Annotated in this window: 19 protein-coding genes; 14 read left to right on the forward strand and 5 right to left on the reverse strand. The window is 59.5% G+C overall.

What is annotated here, in order from left to right:
• Positions 1–27: 27 nt before the first annotated feature.
• Positions 28–987 carry a TAXI family TRAP transporter solute-binding subunit gene (locus LC298_RS00105; protein ID WP_131565758.1) on the reverse strand — a complete coding sequence of 320 codons (960 nt, stop codon included), beginning with the start codon at positions 985–987 and terminating at the stop codon, positions 28–30.
• A 176-nt stretch (positions 988–1,163) separates the two neighbouring features.
• Between LC298_RS00105 and LC298_RS00110 the strand changes: the two genes are divergently transcribed.
• The gene (locus tag LC298_RS00110) at positions 1,164–1,478 is read left to right on the forward strand and encodes a Gfo/Idh/MocA family oxidoreductase (RefSeq protein WP_131565756.1); all 315 of its coding nucleotides are present in this window, start codon (positions 1,164–1,166) and stop codon (positions 1,476–1,478) included.
• Positions 1,479–1,483: 5 nt separating this feature from the next.
• On the opposite strand, the gene glpD is transcribed toward LC298_RS00110, so the two are convergent.
• From glpD to LC298_RS00130, 4 genes are all read right to left on the reverse strand, one after another.
• Positions 1,484–3,010 carry a glycerol-3-phosphate dehydrogenase gene (gene glpD, locus LC298_RS00115; protein ID WP_131565754.1) on the reverse strand — a complete coding sequence of 509 codons (1,527 nt, stop codon included), beginning with the start codon at positions 3,008–3,010 and terminating at the stop codon, positions 1,484–1,486.
• A gap of 125 nt (positions 3,011–3,135) precedes the next feature.
• On the reverse strand, positions 3,136–3,912 hold the full coding sequence (locus tag LC298_RS00120) for an SDR family NAD(P)-dependent oxidoreductase (protein ID WP_131565752.1): 777 nt from the start codon (positions 3,910–3,912) through the stop codon (positions 3,136–3,138).
• The gene (locus LC298_RS00125) at positions 3,909–4,958 is read right to left on the reverse strand and encodes a phosphotransferase family protein (protein WP_131565751.1); all 1,050 of its coding nucleotides are present in this window, start codon (positions 4,956–4,958) and stop codon (positions 3,909–3,911) included. Before LC298_RS00125 ends, LC298_RS00120 begins: the two co-directional genes overlap by 4 nt.
• A gap of 5 nt (positions 4,959–4,963) precedes the next feature.
• Positions 4,964–5,779, reverse strand: coding sequence for an SDR family oxidoreductase (locus tag LC298_RS00130; RefSeq protein WP_131565749.1), 816 nt, complete (start codon positions 5,777–5,779; stop codon positions 4,964–4,966).
• A 140-nt stretch (positions 5,780–5,919) separates the two neighbouring features.
• Between LC298_RS00130 and LC298_RS00135 the strand changes: the two genes are divergently transcribed.
• From LC298_RS00135 to gspG, 13 genes are all read left to right on the forward strand, one after another.
• Positions 5,920–6,564: a TetR/AcrR family transcriptional regulator gene (locus LC298_RS00135; RefSeq protein ID WP_158284692.1), complete on the forward strand. Its 645-nt coding sequence runs from the start codon at positions 5,920–5,922 to the stop codon at positions 6,562–6,564.
• A complete protein-coding gene (locus LC298_RS00140) occupies positions 6,561–7,799 on the forward strand; it encodes an acyl-CoA dehydrogenase family protein (protein ID WP_131565745.1) in 1,239 nt (412 codons plus the stop codon). Before LC298_RS00135 ends, LC298_RS00140 begins: the two co-directional genes overlap by 4 nt.
• A 2-nt stretch (positions 7,800–7,801) precedes the next feature.
• Positions 7,802–8,791 carry an NADPH:quinone oxidoreductase family protein gene (locus LC298_RS00145; protein ID WP_131565743.1) on the forward strand — a complete coding sequence of 330 codons (990 nt, stop codon included), beginning with the start codon at positions 7,802–7,804 and terminating at the stop codon, positions 8,789–8,791.
• The gene (locus tag LC298_RS00150; protein ID WP_199223182.1) at positions 8,784–9,815 is read left to right on the forward strand and encodes an alcohol dehydrogenase catalytic domain-containing protein; all 1,032 of its coding nucleotides are present in this window, start codon (positions 8,784–8,786) and stop codon (positions 9,813–9,815) included. The genes LC298_RS00145 and LC298_RS00150 overlap by 8 nt, the downstream gene beginning before the upstream one ends.
• 88 nt (positions 9,816–9,903) lie before the next feature.
• On the forward strand, positions 9,904–10,779 hold the full coding sequence (locus tag LC298_RS00155) for a branched-chain amino acid ABC transporter permease (protein ID WP_131565741.1): 876 nt from the start codon (positions 9,904–9,906) through the stop codon (positions 10,777–10,779).
• Positions 10,779–11,879 carry a branched-chain amino acid ABC transporter permease gene (locus LC298_RS00160; protein WP_131565739.1) on the forward strand — a complete coding sequence of 367 codons (1,101 nt, stop codon included), beginning with the start codon at positions 10,779–10,781 and terminating at the stop codon, positions 11,877–11,879. Before LC298_RS00155 ends, LC298_RS00160 begins: the two co-directional genes overlap by 1 nt.
• A complete protein-coding gene (locus tag LC298_RS00165) occupies positions 11,876–12,667 on the forward strand; it encodes an ABC transporter ATP-binding protein (protein ID WP_131565737.1) in 792 nt (263 codons plus the stop codon). Before LC298_RS00160 ends, LC298_RS00165 begins: the two co-directional genes overlap by 4 nt.
• Entirely contained in the window at positions 12,664–13,473 is an 810-nt protein-coding gene (locus LC298_RS00170; protein WP_428977524.1) for an ABC transporter ATP-binding protein, read from the forward strand. Before LC298_RS00165 ends, LC298_RS00170 begins: the two co-directional genes overlap by 4 nt.
• 15 nt (positions 13,474–13,488) lie before the next feature.
• Entirely contained in the window at positions 13,489–15,378 is a 1,890-nt protein-coding gene (locus tag LC298_RS00175; RefSeq protein ID WP_223385472.1) for an AMP-dependent synthetase/ligase, read from the forward strand.
• Between the two features lie 38 nt (positions 15,379–15,416).
• Positions 15,417–16,580, forward strand: coding sequence for an ABC transporter substrate-binding protein (locus tag LC298_RS00180; RefSeq protein ID WP_131565735.1), 1,164 nt, complete (start codon positions 15,417–15,419; stop codon positions 16,578–16,580).
• 440 nt (positions 16,581–17,020) lie between these two features.
• Positions 17,021–19,075, forward strand: a complete 2,055-nt coding sequence (gene gspD, locus LC298_RS00185) for a type II secretion system secretin GspD (RefSeq protein ID WP_131565733.1) — start codon at positions 17,021–17,023, stop codon at positions 19,073–19,075.
• A gap of 35 nt (positions 19,076–19,110) precedes the next feature.
• A complete protein-coding gene (locus LC298_RS00190; RefSeq protein ID WP_131565731.1) occupies positions 19,111–19,551 on the forward strand; it encodes a prepilin peptidase in 441 nt (146 codons plus the stop codon).
• Positions 19,548–20,021, forward strand: coding sequence for a type II secretion system major pseudopilin GspG (gspG, locus tag LC298_RS00195; RefSeq protein ID WP_131565729.1), 474 nt, complete (start codon positions 19,548–19,550; stop codon positions 20,019–20,021). Before LC298_RS00190 ends, gspG begins: the two co-directional genes overlap by 4 nt.
• Positions 20,022–20,024: the final 3 nt, after the last annotated feature.

Below are 20,024 nucleotides of genomic sequence, written 5' to 3' on the forward strand. Positions count from 1 at the left end.
CAGAAGACTGCGCGGGGTCAGCCGGACTTACATCCAGCCACGTTCCTTGTAGTAACGTTCGGCACCGGCATGCAGCGGCGCCGACAGGCCGTCCTTGATCATCTGTTCCTCGGTCAGATTCTCGAAGGCGGGATGCAGCTTTTTGAAGCGGTCAAAATTGTCGAACACGGCCTTCACAACCTGATAAATCACCTCTTCGGGCACGTCTTCAGAGGAAACGAAGGTCGCCTTCACGCCGAAGGTGCTTACGTCGGAGTCGGTGCCCTTGTACATGCCGCCCGGAATGGTGGCCTTCGCGTAATAGGGGTTCTCGGAAACGAGTTTGTCGATCGCTTCGCCTTCAACCGGGATCAGCTTGGCATCCGTCGTGGTTGTCGCTTCCTGGATCGCACCTGCGGGATGGCCGACCGTGTAGATCATCGCATCAATCTTGTTGTCGCCAAGCGCACCGGCCTGTTCGGCGGCCTTCAATTCGGAGGCCAGCGAAAAATCGTCGATCGTCCAACCCTTTTTCTCGAGGACGACATCCATTGTAGCGCGCTGGCCGGAACCGGGGTTCCCGATGTTGACGCGTTTACCCTTCAAATCGTCAAACGAATCTATGCCGGCATCCGAGCGCGCGACAACGGTAAATGGCTCGCCATGCACCGAGAACACCGCGCGCAGCTTATCGAACTTTTCGCCTTCGAATTTCGACGAGCCGTTATAGGCGTGGAACTGCCAGTCTGACTGGGCGACACCCATCTGGCGGTCACCGTTCTTGATCGCGTTGATGTTGTCGATCGAACCACCGGTCGATGGCGCAGTACATTTGATATTGTGCTCGGCGCTTCCGCGATTCACCAGCCGGCAGATCGACTGTCCGACCACGTAGTACACGCCTGTCTGACCGCCCGTGCCAATCGTGATGAATGTTTCTTCTGCGACCGCCGTTTGGGCGCTAAGGGCTAGAACACCCGCTGCAAATGTCCGCAATAGACTCTTCATGCTTATCTCCCTGCTTTGACAAGAGATCAGGATTGCGCAATCAAAGGAATAAAGCAACGATGGCCTGCGTATCTTCTAACCATTTGATGAACCTGCGAAAAGTGTCCCGGCATGGCAGAGGTCAGCGCCCACGCAAACGCGGGGCGGTGTCGCGTAAGAGCGAAAGGCGAAGTGCGTTGAGCGATTTGAAGCCGATGAACGTCGCGATCGCAGGAATAGGCAAGATCGCGCGCGACCAACACGTGCCCTGTATCCAAAATGCGGGCGTTTCCACCTTCCCGCCTCCGTCAGCAGACACGCCAACACTCGACGGCGTCGATTTTTACGACAGCATCGAGAATTTCCTTGCGTCACGGCCCGACGTCGAAGCAATCGCACTATGCGTGCTGCCCCAGGATTTTAAACGGTTCGCCGAACTGATCGCGACGAAGGCAAGCGCCGATGCCTTTATGGTCGGTAAGCGTATCAAAACCGATCCGATCGTAGACTGAGAGGATCAGGTCGGTTGCGCGTATCGATCACCGAGAAGTTCCTTCATGAACGCCTCCAACGCGGTCACCTGCCCTTCGTTCAGCTTGAGGCCAAGCTTCGTCCGCCGCCATAATATATCATCGGCTGCGAGCGCCCATTCCTGCTCGATAAGATAGCGCACTTCAGCCTCCTTAAGTCCGCTGCCAAAGTCACGCCCGAGCTGCTCGCTTGACCGTGAGGCACCCAGGATGTCACGCGCTCGTGTGCCATACACCCGCGAATAGCGGGTTGCGTCCCTGTCGTTCAAGAATGGGTAATCGCGCTTTAAGGCCGCCACGTGCGCCCGAAACTCCGTCGCCGGAAAATCCCCGCCCGGCAGTACGGCACCCGACGTCCAAGACTTACCGCGTTCGCCGATCAACGCCGCGATCTTTTCAAGCATCGACTCGCCAAGCCGCCGATAAGTCGTGATCTTTCCACCGAAGATATTGATCAGCGGCGCCCTATCGTTTCCGCTGTCTTCCTTCAGGACATAATCCCGGGTCGCCTCCTGAGCTTTCGAAGCACCATCATCGTAGAGCGGCCGGATGCCGGAATATGTCCAGACGATATCGCCGCGCCCTACCGGCTCGCGGAAATAGGAACTCGCGCCCTCGCAGAGATAGTCGATCTCCTGATCCGAGATGGAAACGTCTCCCGGTTCGCCGTGGTAATCCTGGTCGGTCGTTCCGACCAAGGTGAAATCGGTCTCGTACGGGATCGCGAAGAATATTCGTCCGTCCGCGTTCTGAAAGAAATAGGCGCGGTCATGATCAAACTTGCGCTTGATGACGATGTGGCTACCCTGCACCAGCCGCACATTGTGCGCATCGTTCTTGCCGACAGCATTCGCGAGAATTTCGTCGACCCACGGACCCGCCGCATTGACCATGAGTTTCGCCATGACGATATCGCGGGCGCCACTCACCGTGTCCTCCACGGTGACCTTCCAATCATCGGCTGCCCGTTCGGCAGCGACCACCTTCGCGCGCGTGCGAATGGTCGCGCCGCGATCGGCCGCGTCTCGCGCGTTCAACACAACAAGCCGAGCGTCGTTGACCCAACAGTCGGAATATTCGAATGCCTTCTGAAATTCCGGCTTCAACGGCCTGCCGGCCTCATCCTCCTTCAGGTCGAGGACCTTGGTGGGCGGAAGTTCCTTCCGGCCCCCGATGTGGTCGTAGAGAAACAGCCCGAGACGCAAAAGCCACGCGGGTCGCATGCCCTTGTGGTACGGCAGAACAAAGCGAAGCGGCCAGATGATGTGTGGCGCCATGTTCCAGAGAACTTCTCGCTCCATCAACGCTTCGCGCACCAGACGGAATTCGTAGTGCTCGAGGTAGCGCAAGCCGCCGTGGATCAGCTTGGTCGACCACGACGAAGTTCCCGAAGCCAGATCATTCATCTCGGCAAGATAAACGGAGTAGCCGCGCCCGGCAGCGTCGCGGGCGATACCGCAGCCATTGATCCCGCCTCCGATGACGAAAACATCGCAGGTTGAAGTGTCAGGCACCTTGAACTCCCGTCATATTCCGCCGCAACGCCTTCGCGTGAGACTGCGCGCTTTCACACGATCTCTATACAAAATGCGCGAAAACGAAAAGGTGCGAAAGCAAAAAGTCGACACGGACTTTCGATTTACAGCGCTGTAATGCCACCATCGATAGCAATCGCCTGGCCCGTCATGAAACTGTTCGCCGGGTTCGCAGCGAAAATTACTGCTTCGACCACTTCATCAATTTCTGCGAGCCGCCGCATCGGCACGCCGCGCACGAGCTCGGCCACAGCAGCCTCGCGACCGGACGGCGCTGCGTCGATTGCACCCAGAACCATGTCGGTCTTCGCGAACGATGGACAGACGGCGTTGACGCGGACCCCAAGCCGGGCGCATTCAGCTGCGGCGCTGCGCGTCAGCCCCACGACGCCATGCTTGGCTGCGGCATAAACGGAAAGGGTCGGCGCTCCGCTGACCCCGGCAACCGACGCGATATTGACGATACAACCGGTCGAACCGTCCTTCTTATGTCGCTTCACCATCGCCGGAATCTGATGCTTTAGCGCGAAAAAGACACCCATCAAATCGACATCGATGATGCGCCGCGCTTCCTCGGAGGAAACGAACGGCAGAGCAACGTTCGATTGCGCAATTCCGGCATTGTTGACAGCAATATCCAGCCGGCCAAACGTCTCTAGAGCAAGCGCAACAAGATCCTGGCTGGTATCCTCGTCAGAGATGTCGCCGGGAAGGTATGTCCACCGATCCTGTCTGAATTCCGAAAATATATTACCGGGATCATCCATAAGGTCGGAGAGAACGAGGTTCGCGCCTGCTTCATACAACCTCAGAGCCGTCCGCAAGCCGAAGCCGCGCGACGCGCCGGTGACGATCGCCGTCAGGCCTTGGAACGCGGTCATAAGCGGGCGTCCTCCGAAAGGGTGTTCACCGCAATGCCTGCAATGACGGGAACCGCCATTCCGTACAGTTTTGCCTTTTGAGGATTGGAGGCGTTGCCGTCGAGCGACCGCTTGTAGACACCCTGAAGAATGGCAGCGATGCGAAAAAACGAAAACGCAAGATAGAACTTCCAGTTGTCGATCCGGGCGATACCGCGCCGCTCGCAATAGCGGCGCACATAATTTTCTTCGCCGGGAATTCCAAGCGACTCCCGGTCGACACCGCCGAGGCCGCGAAAATCGCCCTTGTGCGGCAGGCGCCACTGCATGCATTGGTAGGCAAGATCGGCATAGGGATGACCGAGTGTCGACAGTTCCCAATCAAGAACCGCCATCACCCTGGGTTCACCGGCGGCGAAGATCATGTTGTCCAGGCGATAGTCGCCATGCACGAGCGACACCTGGCCATCGTCCGGCGGAAGGTGTTCTTCCAGCCAACCGATCACGGTCTCCATATCGGCAATCGATGCCGTCTCGGATGCGCGGTACTGTTTGGTCCAGCGCGACAACTGCCGCTCGAAGTAGTTTCCCGGCTTGCCAAAGTCCGTCAATCCCGCGATTTCGATATCGACCTCATGCAAGGCGGCAAGAACCAGGTTCATCTGGTCGTAGATAGCGGCTCGCTCCTCGGCATCTCGGGCCTCAGGAAGTGCCGGGTCCCAAAAAATCCGGCCTTCCAGATACTGCATCACAAAGAACATGCGTCCGATCGGACTGTCAGCACCCTCCGCGCTCAGATGAAGCATACGCGGCACCGGCACGGACGTGCCGGCAAGCGCCTGCATGACACGGAACTCGCGATCGACCATGTGGGCCGATTTCAACAACTTGCCCGCAGGCTTTGCCCGCAGCACATAGACGCCGCTTTCGGCATCGAGGCGGTAGGTCGGATTCGATTGTCCGGATTTGAACTTCGTCACGGATTTCAGGCCGTGAAAACCGTCCAGGTTCGCTTCGAGATATCGACCGAGCGCTGCCTCGTCGAGATCGGTTCGCGCAACATTCATGCGGATTACTCCGAGAAAAGAGCCACACCATGCTGGACGGATTGACCTCCGTCGATCGGCAGGATCGCGCCGGTAACATAGGCTCCAGCCCTGGAACAAAGGAACAGCGTCGCGCCAGCAATGTCGGACGGCGCTCCGATGCGGCCCAGCGGGACACGTTTTCCGACCTTAGCGGCCTTTTCGTCGGAGCCGGTCGCAAAAGCAGTCATCTTGCTCTGAAAGGGGCCGGGGGCGAAGGCATTGACGGTGATGCGCCGGCGCGCGAACTCGATTGCCAAGGTGCGCGTCAGATGATGCACCGCCGCCTTGGAAGCCGTGTAGGAATAAGCGCCCTCGGCAAGCGGCTGCGTGCCCATCACAGACCCCAGATTGATGACACGGGACGGATCGTCATCACTCGCCGCTTTTTCAAGAAGGGGAGTCAATTCCCGCGTCAGCTGGAACAAGCCGGTCACGTTGACGTCGAAGATTCGCGCCCATGCCTTGTAGGGAAACGTCTCGAACGGCTCACCCCAAGTGAGCCCGGCATTGTTGATCAGGATATGGAGCGCATCGCCGCGTTCCCTCACCGCATTGGCCAATACCGCGACACCCTTTTCGGATGAGACGTCTCCGGCTAAGCCCTCCGCCTTGCCTGGCGCGTCCAAGGCATTGAGTTCCCCGGCTACGCGGGCGCAGTCATCGCCCTTGCGGGAGGCAATCAGAACGGATGCGCCGCCTCGCACGAGGGCGTCTGCCGCCATGCGGCCGATTCCCGTCGCCCCGCCCGTCACAAGCGCACGCTTTCCCGCAACGGAAAACAGTTCTTCCGCAAAACTCATTGTCCCTCCCCTTCCCGTGCTGCGGCACCTTCGAAACCGCGCTGCTCGTTGACATCATACTCAGTAGTATGTTCCATTGGCGACTGGCCGTAAAGCCGTCGGGTCAAGACGGTCACCGGGAGGAATTTGCGGGAGAAGCAGTGCCGCAGACCGAGATAGCGACCGTAATCGATCATCCGCCGGCGGATATCCTGTCGGTGGCCGCCCGGTGTTTTGAGGAGCGGGGTTACGACGCCACATCCATAGACGAAGTCGCGCGCGGGGTGGGCGCGACCAAGGGTCGGGTTTATCATCATTTCAGATCGAAGGCAGATCTGTTCGCCGCGGTGTTCCGATCCGGCATGGCAATGCTGAGCGAAGCTGTCGAGCCAATTCTTGAACGGGATTACGCGCCGGTCGAAAAGCTCCGCCGGCTTGCCTCCGCTCATACCCGGACGATCCTTTCGACCAAGGCGTTCCAGCGGGTGGTGTGGGAGGGAGTCGAGATGCATTTGCGCGGCGCGACAACACCGGGGCAGCGTGAGGCGCTCGACGCGCTGGCACGCGCACGCAATACTTATGGCGAAGTGTTCAGACCTGTGATGGAGGCGGCGAGGCGGGACGGCATGCTGGATTATCCCAACCCGTCCGTCGCCCTGCAACTCTTCCTGATGACGTTGAACTCGCCGGTAATCTGGTATTCGCCCCGGGAGGATGAAACCGAAGCCGACCGCGAAAGGCTGGTCGCCCAGACCGTGGATTTTGCCATGGCCGGCCTCGGGGAAAGAAAGGCGATGGCCGCATGACCTCGATGGATCTCGGAATCACCGAGCGGTTGAAGCCACTTCTCGATCAGGTCAAAACAATGATCGCAGAGGATATTCTGCCGCTCGACGACGAGTTTCTGGCAGAGGTCGCGGTCGGAGATCGTTGGTCGCACACCTCCCGGCAATCCGAAATTCTCGAAGACCTGAAAGCAAAGGCTAGAGAAAAGGGCCTCTGGAATTTCTGGCTTACCGATTCCGAACGCGGCTACGGCCTGACGACCGTCGAATATGCCTACCTCGCCGAAGAGATGGGCAAGAGCCATTTGGCAGCCGAGATCTTCAACTGTTCCGCTCCGGATACCGGTAACATGGAGGTTCTGGAGCGCTACGGGACAGAAGAACACAAGGCCCGATGGCTAAATCCGCTTCTCGAAGGCGACATCAGGTCAGCCTATCTCATGACCGAACCGGACGTCGCATCCTCCGACGCGACAAATGTGGAGATGTCGTGCATCCGCGACGGTGATCAATACATCATAAATGGCGAGAAATGGTGGGCATCGGGCGCCGGTGACCCGCGCTGCGCAATCTACATTGTCATGGTTCGCACCGGTGATGACGAGACACCCAGGCATCAGCGTCATTCGATGATCCTCGTTCCCGCGGAAACGCCTGGCATCAGCAGGATCCGGCCGATGCAGGTCTATGGCGACGACGACGCGCCACACGGACACATGCATCTCAAGTTCGAGGATGTGCGTGTACCGGCAGGCAACCTGCTGCTTGGCGAGGGACGCGGCTTCGAGATCGCGCAGGGACGTCTCGGCCCCGGACGCATTCACCACTGCATGCGCGCCATCGGACAGGCCGAGCGTGCGCTGGAACTTATGTGCCGGCGGTCGGTAAGGCGTGAAGCGTTCGGCAGGCCGCTGGCGCAGCTTGGCGCGAATTTCGACATCATCGCCGAAGCGCGGATGGAGATCGAAATGGCGCGGCTGCTCTGTCTCAAGGCGGCATGGATGATGGATCAGGGGGATGCGCGCGCGGCCGCGCCATGGATCAGCCAGATAAAGGTGGTGGCGCCACAGGTCGCGTTGAAGATCACGGACGAGGCGGTGCAGATGCATGGCGGCCAGGGGGTGAGCCAGGACACGCCGCTTGCGCGCATGTGGACTCATCTCAGAACCCTGCGCCTGGCCGACGGTCCCGACGCGGTGCACCGGCGGCAAGTCGCCCGCAACGAGCTGCGCCGTTACACGCAGGAAAAGGTCTGAACTTGAGAGCAATCGTCGCCAGGGAATTCGGACCGCTCGACCGCCTCGAGTACTGCGAGGTGCCGGACCCGAAGGCGGTCGGTCGCGGCATCGTCGTCGAGCAGGAGGCGATCGGCATCAACTATCCGGACGGTCTGCTGGTGCAGGGCCTCTACCAAATGAAACCTCCGTTGCCTTTCGTTCCCGGGATGGAGGTTGTCGGAAGGGTCGTTTCCGCGAGCCCCGATGCCAAACGGTTCAAGCCGGGCGACCGGGTCGCCGCGATTTCGATGCTGGGCGGATATGCCGAGAAAGTCCTGATCGACGAACGGCAAGCGATGCCTTTACCGGACAGCATGCCGGCTTCGCATGCGACCGCGCTGCTGACGGGTTACGGCACGGCGCATTACGCGCTGAAACAGCGCGCTGTGCTGGCGGAGGGCGAAACACTGTGCGTGCTCGGAGCGAGCGGTCTGACCGGATTTGCCGCAGTGCAGATCGGCAAGGCGATGGGCGCGCGCGTGATCGCAGTCGCCTCGACCCCGGAAAAACGCAAGTCCGCGACCAAGGCCGGTGCGGACGAGGCGATCGGCTACGACAATCTGTCAGAGGAGCTAAAGGCGCGTACCGGTGGCAAGGGCGTCGATGTCGCCTTCGATACGGTCGGCGGCGAGGCATTCAGCGCTTTGGCGCGCCGGATGGCCTGGAATGGCCGTCTGCTGGTGATCGGCTTTGCCTCGGGCGACATTCCGAAGCTTCCGGTCAATCTGACACTCGTGAAGAACTACAGCGTCGTTGGCGTTTTTTGGGGCGAGTTCATCCGGAGAGAGCCGGAAGCATATGCAGCCAATGTGCGCGAACTATTCGATTGGTATGCAGCGGGCAAAATCGAGCCGTTGATCGGCGGCGAGCATCCGCTTTCCTCAGCGGGAGACGCATTGAAGCAGATCCTGTCACGCGGCGCCTCGGGAAAACACGTACTGATTGCCCAAGGAGGGCAGACCAATGAGTGAGTTGCCGAGCAGGATGAAGGCGCTGGTGCAGTTGCATAGCGGCTTCACCGACAAGCCGGAGCCTTTCAAGCTCGAAACGATGGCGCCCTACGTCGCGCTTGAGGAGATCGCCGTACCCGAGCCGGGCGACGACCAAGTGGTCGTCAAGGTTGCTGCGGCCTCGGTCAACCCCTCTGACGTAATGTTCATCAAGGGGATGTACGGGCAGCCAAGGCGCGAAGGCGTCCCCGCTGGGTTCGAGGGCGTTGGCGAAGTGGTTGGGGGCAAGGCCGCAGGCGAAGGGCTGGTCGGTAAGCGCGTGGCGTTCACCGGCACGGGTTCAGGCACTTGGGCGGAATACGCGATCACCGACGCATCGGTCTGCATTCCGCTGATGGAAGGTATCCGGGACGAGGACGGTGCGGCGCTGATCGTCAACCCGATGACCGCGATCGCCATGTTCGGGATCGTCAAAGACGAGGGCCAGAAATCCTTCGTCATGACCGCTGGAGCGAGCCAGCTTTGCAAACTGATCATCGGGCTGGCGGCACAGGAGGGATATCGCCCAATCGTCACGGTTCGCCGCGACGAACAGATTGAGCCGCTGAAAGCGCTTGGCGCTGTGCACGCACTCAACGAAAAGGCAGCGGATTTTCATGCTCGGATGGCGGAAATCCTGCGCGAGGAAAAGCCACGGATTTTCCTCGACGCGGTCACCGGTGATCTTGCCGCGACGATATTCCACGCAATGGGTGGCGGAGCGCGTTGGATCATTTACGGGCGGCTCGATGAGAGCCTGCCGGTCATCAAGGAACCCGGCCATATGATCTTCCTCGGCAAACGCATCGAGGGCTTCTGGCTCGTGCGCTGGATGCGCGAGGCGGGAGAGGAAGGACGCATCGCAGCCGTCATGGAGGTTCAGAAGCAATTTCTGACGGGCAACTGGTCAACCGACATCTCGGCGCGGCTATCGCTCGAGGAAGCAATGGAAGGGTTGCCTGGCGCGCTTGCGGTTCCAAATGGCAAGGTGTTCATTGTTCCGTGAGGAGACTGCGGCGGTATCCGTTCCGCCGGCCGCTTGTAAGGATGCGGCAGATACATAACGGGTTCGGAGGCGTGGGAGGAGAAACGCTTTGGACATTCTGCAGCTCCTTGTGAGCGGCCTTGCGAACGGGTGCATCTACGGGCTGATCGCGCTCGGATTCGTGCTGATCTACAAGGCTACCGAGGCGATAAACTTCGCGCAGGGCGACATGATGATGCTGGGAGCGTTCATCACGCTCGGGCTCACCAATACAGGTTACATGGATTTGCCGTTCTGGATCGCGGTCCCCCTAGCCATCGCGCTGATGGGTGTGTTCGGGTATCTGCTCGATCTGATTGTTATCCGCCGCATGTTCGGCGAGGCGCAGATTGCGGTGGTAATCCTGACCATTGCCCTCGGCTTCGTGATGCGCTTCGCGGCGGGCACGATCTTCGGTCACGAACCGCAATCGCTCGAGACGCCCTATGCGGGGCAGGACCTGCGCTTCGGCGGCGTAGTGCTCGGCGTCGATGAGGCGGTCGTGGTCATCGCCACAGTGGCTCTGACCGTCGTGCTTTTCTTGTTTTTCAACCGCACGAAACTGGGCGTCGCGATGCAGGCATCGTCGCAGAACCAGCTGGCGGCATACTATATGGGCATCCCGGTCCGGCGCGTTCAGTCGCTCATCTGGGGCCTTGCAGGAGTGACCGCCACGATCGCCGGCGTGCTCTACGCATCGAAGGGCTCTATCGATCCCTCTGCCGGCCTGCTCGGCATCAAGGCGTTCGCTGCTGCCGTGATCGGCGGCATGGGAAGCCTGCCCGGCGCGCTGCTCGGCGGTATCATCGTCGGGGTGATCGAGCCGTTCGCCAGCCGCTATGTAGCGGCCGGCTACAGCCAGATCGCGCCGTATCTGCTTTTATTCCTCGTGCTCGTGTTCCGGCCACACGGCATCCTGGCCCAAGTTCACAGGAAAAAGGTCTGATGCGCGTCGTTTTCAAGACCTCCTACGATCATGACATCGGCATGTTTCGGCATCGTGCGCAGGCGACCTGGTACGTTCTGCTCCTCACAGGGGTGTTGGCGCTGCCGCTGCTTCTCGGCAGCTTCCTGATCGGCGAGATGACGAACATGCTGATCTGGGCGATCGCCGGGATGGGGCTGATGATCCTCGTCGGCCAGACCGGACAGGCATCGCTTGGCCACGCCGCATTTCTTGCGATCGGCGCCTATGCCAACGTCATCCTGCAGCAGCGGGCAGGACTGCCCTTTCTTGTCAGCTTCCCGTTAGCGGGACTGATTGCAGGCGCGGCCGGTGTCCTGCTGGCCATCCCCACAACCCGGCTTCACGGCATCTATCTTGCGATCGCGACGCTCGCCGTCTCGATTCTGGTCGAGGATTTCATTGTTATCGCCGAGCCGCTGACGGGCGGCGTGGGCGGGATGTTCGCCGCCGACATTACTATCTTCGGCTACGCCATCAACCGCTATATCAATCCAGATGCGTTCTATTGGCTGACGCTCGCGGTCACGCTGCTGGTCGTCTATTTTTACCGCAACCTGCTCCGGTCGCCGCTCGGACGTGCATTCGCGGCGGTGCGCGACTCGGAAATTTCCGCCCAAGCAATGGGCGTGAACGTACCGCGCACAAAAGCGCTCGCGTTCGGACTTTCGACGGGGATCACAGGCTTGGCCGGTGCCCTCATGGGCCATTATTCCGGCGTCATCACCCACGAAAATTTCACGGTCATCATCTCCATTCAAATGCTGCTGATGATCGTGATCGGCGGACTTGGCACCATCCACGGCGCCTTTTTCGGCGCAATGGTGGTGGTATTTCTTCCGCAGGCCCTGTCGTTCCTGCGTGACTGGGTCAGCGGCATGACCGGCGGCGGGTCAGTTGCCATATCGGGCCTCGAGACGGCCGTCTTCGCGATGATCCTGATTGCCTTCATCCTGTTTGAGCCAATGGGGATCTACGGACGATGGCTGAAGATCAGGACGTATTTCGAGCTCTTTCCGTTCTACCGGAAGAACATGTTCAGACGCCAGAAGAGCTATCTTAAAACGGAGCGGATGCGATGAGCCCGCTTCTCGAGTTCGATAACGTTACATTGAGTTTCGGTGGACTTGTCGCCGTCGATCGGCTCAGCTTCACTGTTGAAAATGGCGAGGTTTTCGCGATCGTCGGGCCAAACGGCGCAGGCAAGTCCACAGCATTCAACCTTATCTCCCGTTTTTATGATCCGGTGGAGGGCAAGATCCGGTTGGCCGGCGATGATCTGGTTCAGCATCCCTCTCACGATCTCGCCGGCCTAGGTGTGGCGCGGACGTTTCAGAACATCGAACTCTTCGACCAGGCCACGGTCCTCGAAAACCTGCTCATCGGGCGGCATCGCTTCCGCAAGTCCAATCTTCTAACCGAGATTGCGTTCACGCCTTTCGTGCGTGACCAGGAACGGCAGCACCGACACGCCGTCGAGGAGGTAATCGACTTCCTAGACCTGCAGCCCTACCGGGAAAAACGCATCGCCGGCTTGCCCTATGGCGTCCGCAAGGTTGTCGAGCTCGGCCGCGCGCTCGCGACAAAACCCCGCCTGTTGCTGCTCGACGAACCCGCCTCCGGCCTGTCGGTGGAGGAAACGCGCGACATGGCCTATTGGATTGAGGACATCAAGAAACAGATGGGCATCACGGTGCTGATGGTCGAACACGACATGCATCTGGTTTCTTCAGTCTCGGATCGGGTGCTGGCCATGGCAGACGGCCACAAGCTGGCGCTTGGAACGCCGGACGAGGTACAATCCCACCCGGCCGTTCTCGAGGCTTATCTCGGCGCCGGCGATACGGCGGACAGGGAGGCAGCGGAATGACGACGGCCTCGATGGAAGCGCATATCAAGGATCCCGACTTCGTACTGCGCATCGACAATCTCGAGAGCTTCTACGGACCCATCATGGCGATCCGGGGCGTCTCATTGGTCGTTCCCGAAGGCAGGGTGGTCACAGTTCTGGGAGCAAACGGCGCGGGCAAATCGACTCTGATGAAAACGATCTCCGGCGTCATGGATCCGCAGAAGGGGAAGATAATCTATCGGGGGACGAACATCACCGGAATGGCTCCGGAGCGCGTCGTTCGGGCTGGTATCGTCCATATTCCCGAGGGCCGTGAAGTGTTTCCGCTATTGAGCCTCGAAGACAATTTGGCGATGGGCGCCTTCACGCGAAGCGATGGCGCGAAGGCGGTTCAGGAAGACCTCGACATGGTGTTTTCCTATTTTCCGATTCTGAAAGACCGGCGGCACCAGCAGGCCGGGACGCTGTCCGGCGGCCAGCAGCAGATGCTGGCGATCGCCCGCGGATTGATGTCGCGGCCGAAACTCATGCTGCTCGACGAACCGAGCCTCGGCCTTTCGCCGCTTCTTGTAAGGGAGATCCTGACGATCATACGCAGGCTCAACCGAGAACAAGGCGTTACGATGCTATTGGTCGAGCAGAACGCAAAGGCGGCGCTCGACGTGGCTGATTACGGCTACGTCATGGACCTTGGCCGTATCGTTATCGACGGAACGGCCGAGACCCTGAAACGGTCAAAGGACGTTCAGGAATTCTATCTCGGAGTGCAGACCGACAGCCAGCGCGGGCAGAAGCGCTGGAAACAAAAGAAGACCTGGCGGTAAGATGGAGGCAAGACTTTGAACGTTCATCGGGCGCTTCCGAAGCAGGAATCGGTCAACGGCATTTTGATGAATGCTGACCTGACCGAAAGACCTTACCTGATCGACGGTCACGTCACCCTTCCGCAACTGTTCGAGTCGCGCTGCAAAGCGCTGGGCCAGAGGACAGCCCACCGCGAAAAGGACCTCGGCATCTGGTTGTCTTTTTCGTGGGCCGATTTCTGGGAGCATGTGCGTCTGATCGGGCTCGGGCTGATCTCGCTGGGACTGAAGCGGGGTGACGTCGTTTCGATTCTTTCCGAAGACAACAAGGAGTGGGTCTACTGCGATATCGCAATCCAATGTGTGGGCGGCATCAGCTGCGGCATCTACACGACGGACTCGCCTGCACAGCTCGAATATCTGATCAACGATTCAGCCAGCCGCTTTCTGATCGTTGAGAACGATGAGCAACTCGACAAGTTTCTCGAGGTCCAGGACCGGATGGCCCATCTGGAAAAAGCGATCGTGATCGATCCGGACGGCCTGTTTGATTTCAGTCACGAACGGGTCATGTTTCTGGACGAGCTTTACGCGCACGGGCGGGCTCATTTGAAGGGCAATCCGGAACAGTTTGAAGAGGAGATCGCAAAGGCCGCGCCGGACGACACCGCGATCCTGATCTACACTTCCGGAACCACCGGCGCGCCGAAAGGCGCGATGATCAGTCACTCCAATATCTTCTTCTCACTATGCGCGGCCATGCATAATACGCCGAGCCTTGAGACCGATGAGCAAGTCTGCTTTCTGCCGCTCTGCCACGTGTTCGAACGGGTGTTCTCGGGCTTCCTGCCGATCGCGTCGCGAAACACGATCAACTTCGCCGAGAGCCCGGAGACGGTGTTCGACAACGTTCAGGAGGTCTCGCCGCACACGTTCATCGCCGTTCCGCGCCTCTGGGAAAAGCTCTATTCGCGAGTGACGATCCTGGTGAACGAGGCCACCGGCCTGCAGCGCTGGGCCTTCCGCCGGGCCGTCGACACCGGCCTGCGGAAGGTGCGCCATGAGCTTGCGGGTCAACCGGTTCCCGTCGGCATCGCGATCGCCTATCGCTTCTGGAATTTCGCCGTCCTCTCCAACATGCGCAGAATGTTGGGAATGGATCGCGTGCGGCGCTGTTCTTCCGGAGCGGCGCCGATCTCACCCGATCTGCTGCGCTGGTTCAGGGCGGTGGGAATTCCGCTGTACGAGGGATACGGCATGACCGAAACGACCAGCCTGATATCTACCAACACGACCGATGCGAATTCGGTCGGCACCGTGGGTCGGCCCGTAAAAGGCGCGGAGGTACGTATTGCCGATGACGGCGAGATTCAGTACAGGGCCGGCAATGTCTTCCAGGGATACTGGCGAAAGCCTGACAAAACCGCCGAGACATTTACCGAGGATGGCTGGCTTCGCACCGGCGACGTCGGCGAAATGACCCCCGACGGTTTCGTCAGGATCACCGGACGCCTCAAGGACATCATCATCACGGCGGGCGGCAAGAACATCACACCTGCCGAGATCGAAAATCGCCTTAAGTTTTCGCCTTACATCTCTGATGCCGTCGTGATCGGCGACAAACGCAAATACCTGACCTGCCTGATCATGATCGATCAGGAGAACGTAGAGAAATATGCCCAGGAGCACCGGGTTCCGTTCAGCGATTTCCGGTCACTGTGTGCCACCACCGAGGTCCAGATGCTGATCCGGGACGTAATGGAGGAGACGAACCGGGACTTCGCGCGCGTCGAACAGATCAAGGATTTCCGCCTGATCGACGTGTTGCTGACGGCAGAAGACGAAGAGCTGACGGCAACGATGAAGCTGAAGCGCGGCTTCGTGGAAAGGAAACACCATGCTTTGATCGAGCAGATGTACGACTGACACAAGAAATCTATTTCAAACTCAGGGAGGAGAACGAGATGAAATGGACAATCACGAAATCGCTTTTCGGAGGGGTGTGCTCGCTGGCGCTGGCAGGCGCCGCGGTCGCCGAACAGGGCGTCACGGATACTGAAGTGGTGATCGGCTCGAACGGCGATCTTTCGGGGATCTTTGCGCCGTTCAACGTGCAGGCGATCAAGGCTGCGCAAATGGTGTTCGACGAGGCCAATGATTCGGGGGGCATCCACGGGCGCAAAATCCGCTTCGTGGTGGAGGATCACCAGTACCAGATGCCCAAAGCGATGGCGAACTTCAACAAGTTGATCAACTCCGATCAGGCCTTTGCGATGATCCTCAATCTCGGCACTCCGATGAATCTGGCCGGATTTCCATTGATGGAGGCCAAGCAGGTCGCCAACCTCTCGCCCCTCACCTCTTCCAAAGAGATGCTGTCCGGCGACACGACTTATAAATACGCCGGCACGTCTTCCTATTACGACCAGATGCTCGCCGGCATCGATCATCTTGTTAAGGAGAAGGGCGCCGAGGAAGTGTGCGCCATGTACATCCCGTCGGATTTCGGCAAGGAAATCCAGTCGGGCGCCAAGACCAAGGCGGAAGAACTCGGTAAAACATGGGCAGCCGAGACGACACACAAGCCAGACGAGGGCGAGTTCGTCGGCGCGCTTACCAAGCTCAAGGATGCCGGCTGCGACATCGTTGCCACGGCACTGGGCGTGCGCCAGACCATTGTCGCCGTCGCCACCGCCAAGAAGATCGGCTGGACGGACGTGACTTTTCTCGGAAGTTCGGCGGCGTTCCACGAAGCGATCGCGGCGCAGCCAGGTGGCATCACGGAAGGCTACTACGCGGCCGCAGGCTGGGCCGACTACAAGCCGCGTATGGACGATCCGGAGGTCAAGGCCTGGTATGACGCCTACAAGGCCAAGTATGACGGCGAAGAACCGGGCATGGCAGCGATCCTCGGCAACTCGGCGGCGCAAGCGCTGGTCAAGGGGCTCGAGGCGGCCGGACAGGACCTGAATGCCGCGTCGTTCCAGCAAGGCCTCGAATCGCTGAAATACAGAGATGCGGTTGCCGGTAACGAAGTCGAATACGGTCCCGGCAAGCACCAGGGTTCCGATGACATCATCATCTCGGTGGTCAGGGAAGGCGTGTTCCAGGAAGTCGCTCGCCAGTAGGCAGTTGCCGGCATCCAACAATAACTCTCGGCCGGGGCAGTTGCTCCGGCCCGTTTCCCTACATCCGAATCACATGCCAGTTGTCAGCTAATACTTAGCAGTGCGGCCTTCCAATGGCGCTTTGGCACCAAATCGGGACATTCTTATTGTCCGCCGCGACCAAAGACTGTTGAAAATGACGCGAGATTTTCATTTCCAGCTATCTTTCTGGGTACAAGTGGTGGCGACCATTGCCGCCGAATGTCCTCGAGCGAATAATTCTACTGCCTTAGGTAAGTGGCGCAAATGCGGCTTGATGAGAACGCCCGGATTGGCCGCGGGTTTTCGCTCATGGATTGTTTGCGAGTGATTTATTGCCGAGATTAGCGCACCAGACCGGGAAGGTAATAGCATTTTTTGCCAGTATCTTTCTGCTTGCGTCGTGTACGACGACCTCACGCATGACCGTGGATGATCTGTTTTCTGACAGTTTGCGCGGCCTCGAGAACAGCGGCGCTCCGAGGCGCGCGAGCGGCGACTCTCGCTCGCGCGTTCTTGCTGGGAGTGGGCATGCCCGACGCGACTTTCAGGGCGTGTACCAGGAGGGATCGGGAAGTTTTGTTTCGTCGCGCGCGCCATATGTGGAATCCGGCCAAACGCGCGACGGCGAGGATGGCTATACGCTAAACCTTGTGGAAGCCCCCATCGCCGCGGCCGCCAAGACGGTTCTCGGTGACACTCTGGGGGTGAATTACACGATCGATAATCGCGTCACCGGCACGATCTCACTGCAGACGAGCGCGCCGGTTGAGCGGGAAACACTCGTGGAGTTGTTCGAAACCGCACTCGCCGTCAACGGCGCGTCTGTAGTGCGCCGCGGTAGCGGCTTCCAGATTGTTCCCTCCAATGAAGCGCTTGCATCGACACCAGCCGTCAGCGTTCCGTCGGTCTCACCGAACGGTCCCGGGATCATGGTTCAAGTCATCGAGTTGACGAATATCGGCGCCGAAGAGATGCAAACCATCCTGGAGCCGATTTCGCGCAGCGGCGCCATCTTGAGAGCCGACACAAGACGGAACCATCTCGTACTTGCCGGCACTGCCCCGGACCTGCAGGCCATGCGGGATGCGATCGGCGTGTTCGATGTCGACTGGATGCATGGCCAGTCGGTCGCGCTTCATCCGCTCCGCGCCGCAAGACCGGACGCCGTCGCCAAGGAACTGGAAACGATCTTCGGGGTAGAGGACGGATCGGGCGTTATCCGCTTCGTCGCCAACGACCGCCTTAATTCCGTTCTCGTAATCACGTCGCGCGCCAGCTATCTACGGCGTGCCGCAACATGGATAGACAAACTTGACCGGCTTGCCAGCACGAACGACGAGCAATTGTTCGTCTACAATATCCAGAACCGCCCGGCACCAGAGTTGGCGGAAGTTCTGCAGTCGGTGCTAGCCGGGCGTTCCAGTGGCGAGACGCAGTCTGTGGGCGCCGCTGTCGCCCCGGATCTGGTCGCCGTATCCATCGATGGCGACGAAGGCGTCACGGCATTTACCGGATCGGAGGATGACGGCTCTCCAAGCGCCGAGGGTGTTCCGTCGATCGTTGCGGATGTCGAAAACAATGCGCTGCTGATTTCCACCACCGCGCGTGAATATGAGCGCATCGAGCAAATTCTCCGACAACTCGATGTGGCACCTATCCAGGTGCTCCTGGAGGCGGTCATTGCCGAGGTCCGCCTGAACGACGAGCTGAAGTTCGGCCTGCGCTGGGCGGTCGAAAGCGGTAACTTTTCCCTCAATCTATCGGACGTGGCGAACGGTTTCGCGGGCCCGGCCTTCCCCGGGTCTTCCTTCGCGTTCGTTACCGACAATGTTCAGATTACGCTCAACGCACTCGCGAGCCTTACAGACGTCAACATCGTCTCGTCGCCTAACATCCTCGCGTTGAACAATCAGAAGGCGCTGCTTCAAGTCGGAGACCAGGTGCCGATTGTGACGCAGCAGGCGACGTCCGTCGGGGCGGCGGATGCACCGGTGATCAATTCGGTCACGCTGAAAGACACCGGCATCATCCTCTCCGTTCTTCCGCGCGTAAACGCGAGCGGCCGGGTGCTGCTGGATATTGAGCAGGAAGTCAGCAATGTGGTGCGGACCACGACATCTGGTATCGACTCGCCAACGATCCAGCAGCGTAAAATATCGACAAAGGTGCTCGTAAATGATGGCGAGAGTCTCGCACTCGGCGGGCTTATCCAGGAACAGAACAGCCTCGAGCGCGGACAGGTGCCCATCGTCGGCGACATCCCAATCGTGGGTAATCTGTTCAAGAACAAGACGGATTCGATCATTCGAACGGAACTAATTATTTTCATTCGTCCACGAGTTGTGCGAAACCTTTACGAGGCGCGCGACGTCACCTCGGAATTCCGAAACCGTCTAGGCTTCAACTCCGCGCTCACGCCACGCCGGCAGGGTAAGACACAGCTTCAGCGCGATCTGAACCGGCTGAAGTATTGAATCCGGACCTATCCAGCCTGGAGTCCGGTTTTGCGATGGTCCTGCTGGGGATCCTGGCCGTGATCGTTGTGGTGGACCTGCGGGAACTTCGAATTCCGGACTTGGCAAACCTTGCCCTGCTTGCCGGTGGCTTGGTGTTCTGGTGGATCCGCGACGTTCATTCTGTTCCACTTCAACTGGCGGCCGCCGCGGGCGGGTTTACGCTCTTCTGGATAGTCCGAGCCCTTCATCTTCGCCTTTCATCACGCGTCGGTCTCGGTCTCGGCGACGTCAAGATGGCTGGCGCGAGCGCTGCATGGTTTCACCCGAGCCTGTTCCCGGTCTTCTTGCTCGTCTCGTCGGCCACCGCTCTCTGCGCCATTCTGATACTCGCCTCGGCGCGACGCAAAACAATCAGATCTTACCGACTGCCGTTCGGACCGTTTCTTGCTATAGGACTTTTCATTACATGGATGATCGAGGTCGCCTTCGTATGATCAAGCTGCCAAATCGCAAGTCACTACCGGTGACGACGTTCCGGCGTTCACCCCGCCTTGGCGAAGATGGGTTCACGCTCGTCGAGCTTCTGGTCGTGCTCGCGATCATCGGGCTGGTCGCAGCGCTTGCGACACCGCAGGTGCTCCGCTATCTCGGATCGGCGCGGGTCTCGACGACGACCGCGCAAATGCGGAGCATCGGAAGCGCGCTCGAACTTTACTATCTCGATCACGGCGCATATCCGGCCGAAGAGCCGGGACTTTCCGCTCTGGTTCAAGCGCCGGCCGGCAGCACAACGTGGAACGGACCCTATATCAAGGGCGATGGTGCGCTGCGCGACGCGTGGGGAAATCCCTTCGGCTACAGCGTTTCCGCCGACACCGGGGGCGTTGTGATCAGTTCGCTCGGTCAGGACAATATCGAGGGCGGCGAAGGTCTCAACGCGGACCTGGAATTCAGGGCGCAGTAGCCG

This window comes from Oricola cellulosilytica (assembly GCF_019966575.1).
GTDB classification, from domain to species: Bacteria; Pseudomonadota; Alphaproteobacteria; order Rhizobiales; family Rhizobiaceae; genus Oricola; species Oricola cellulosilytica.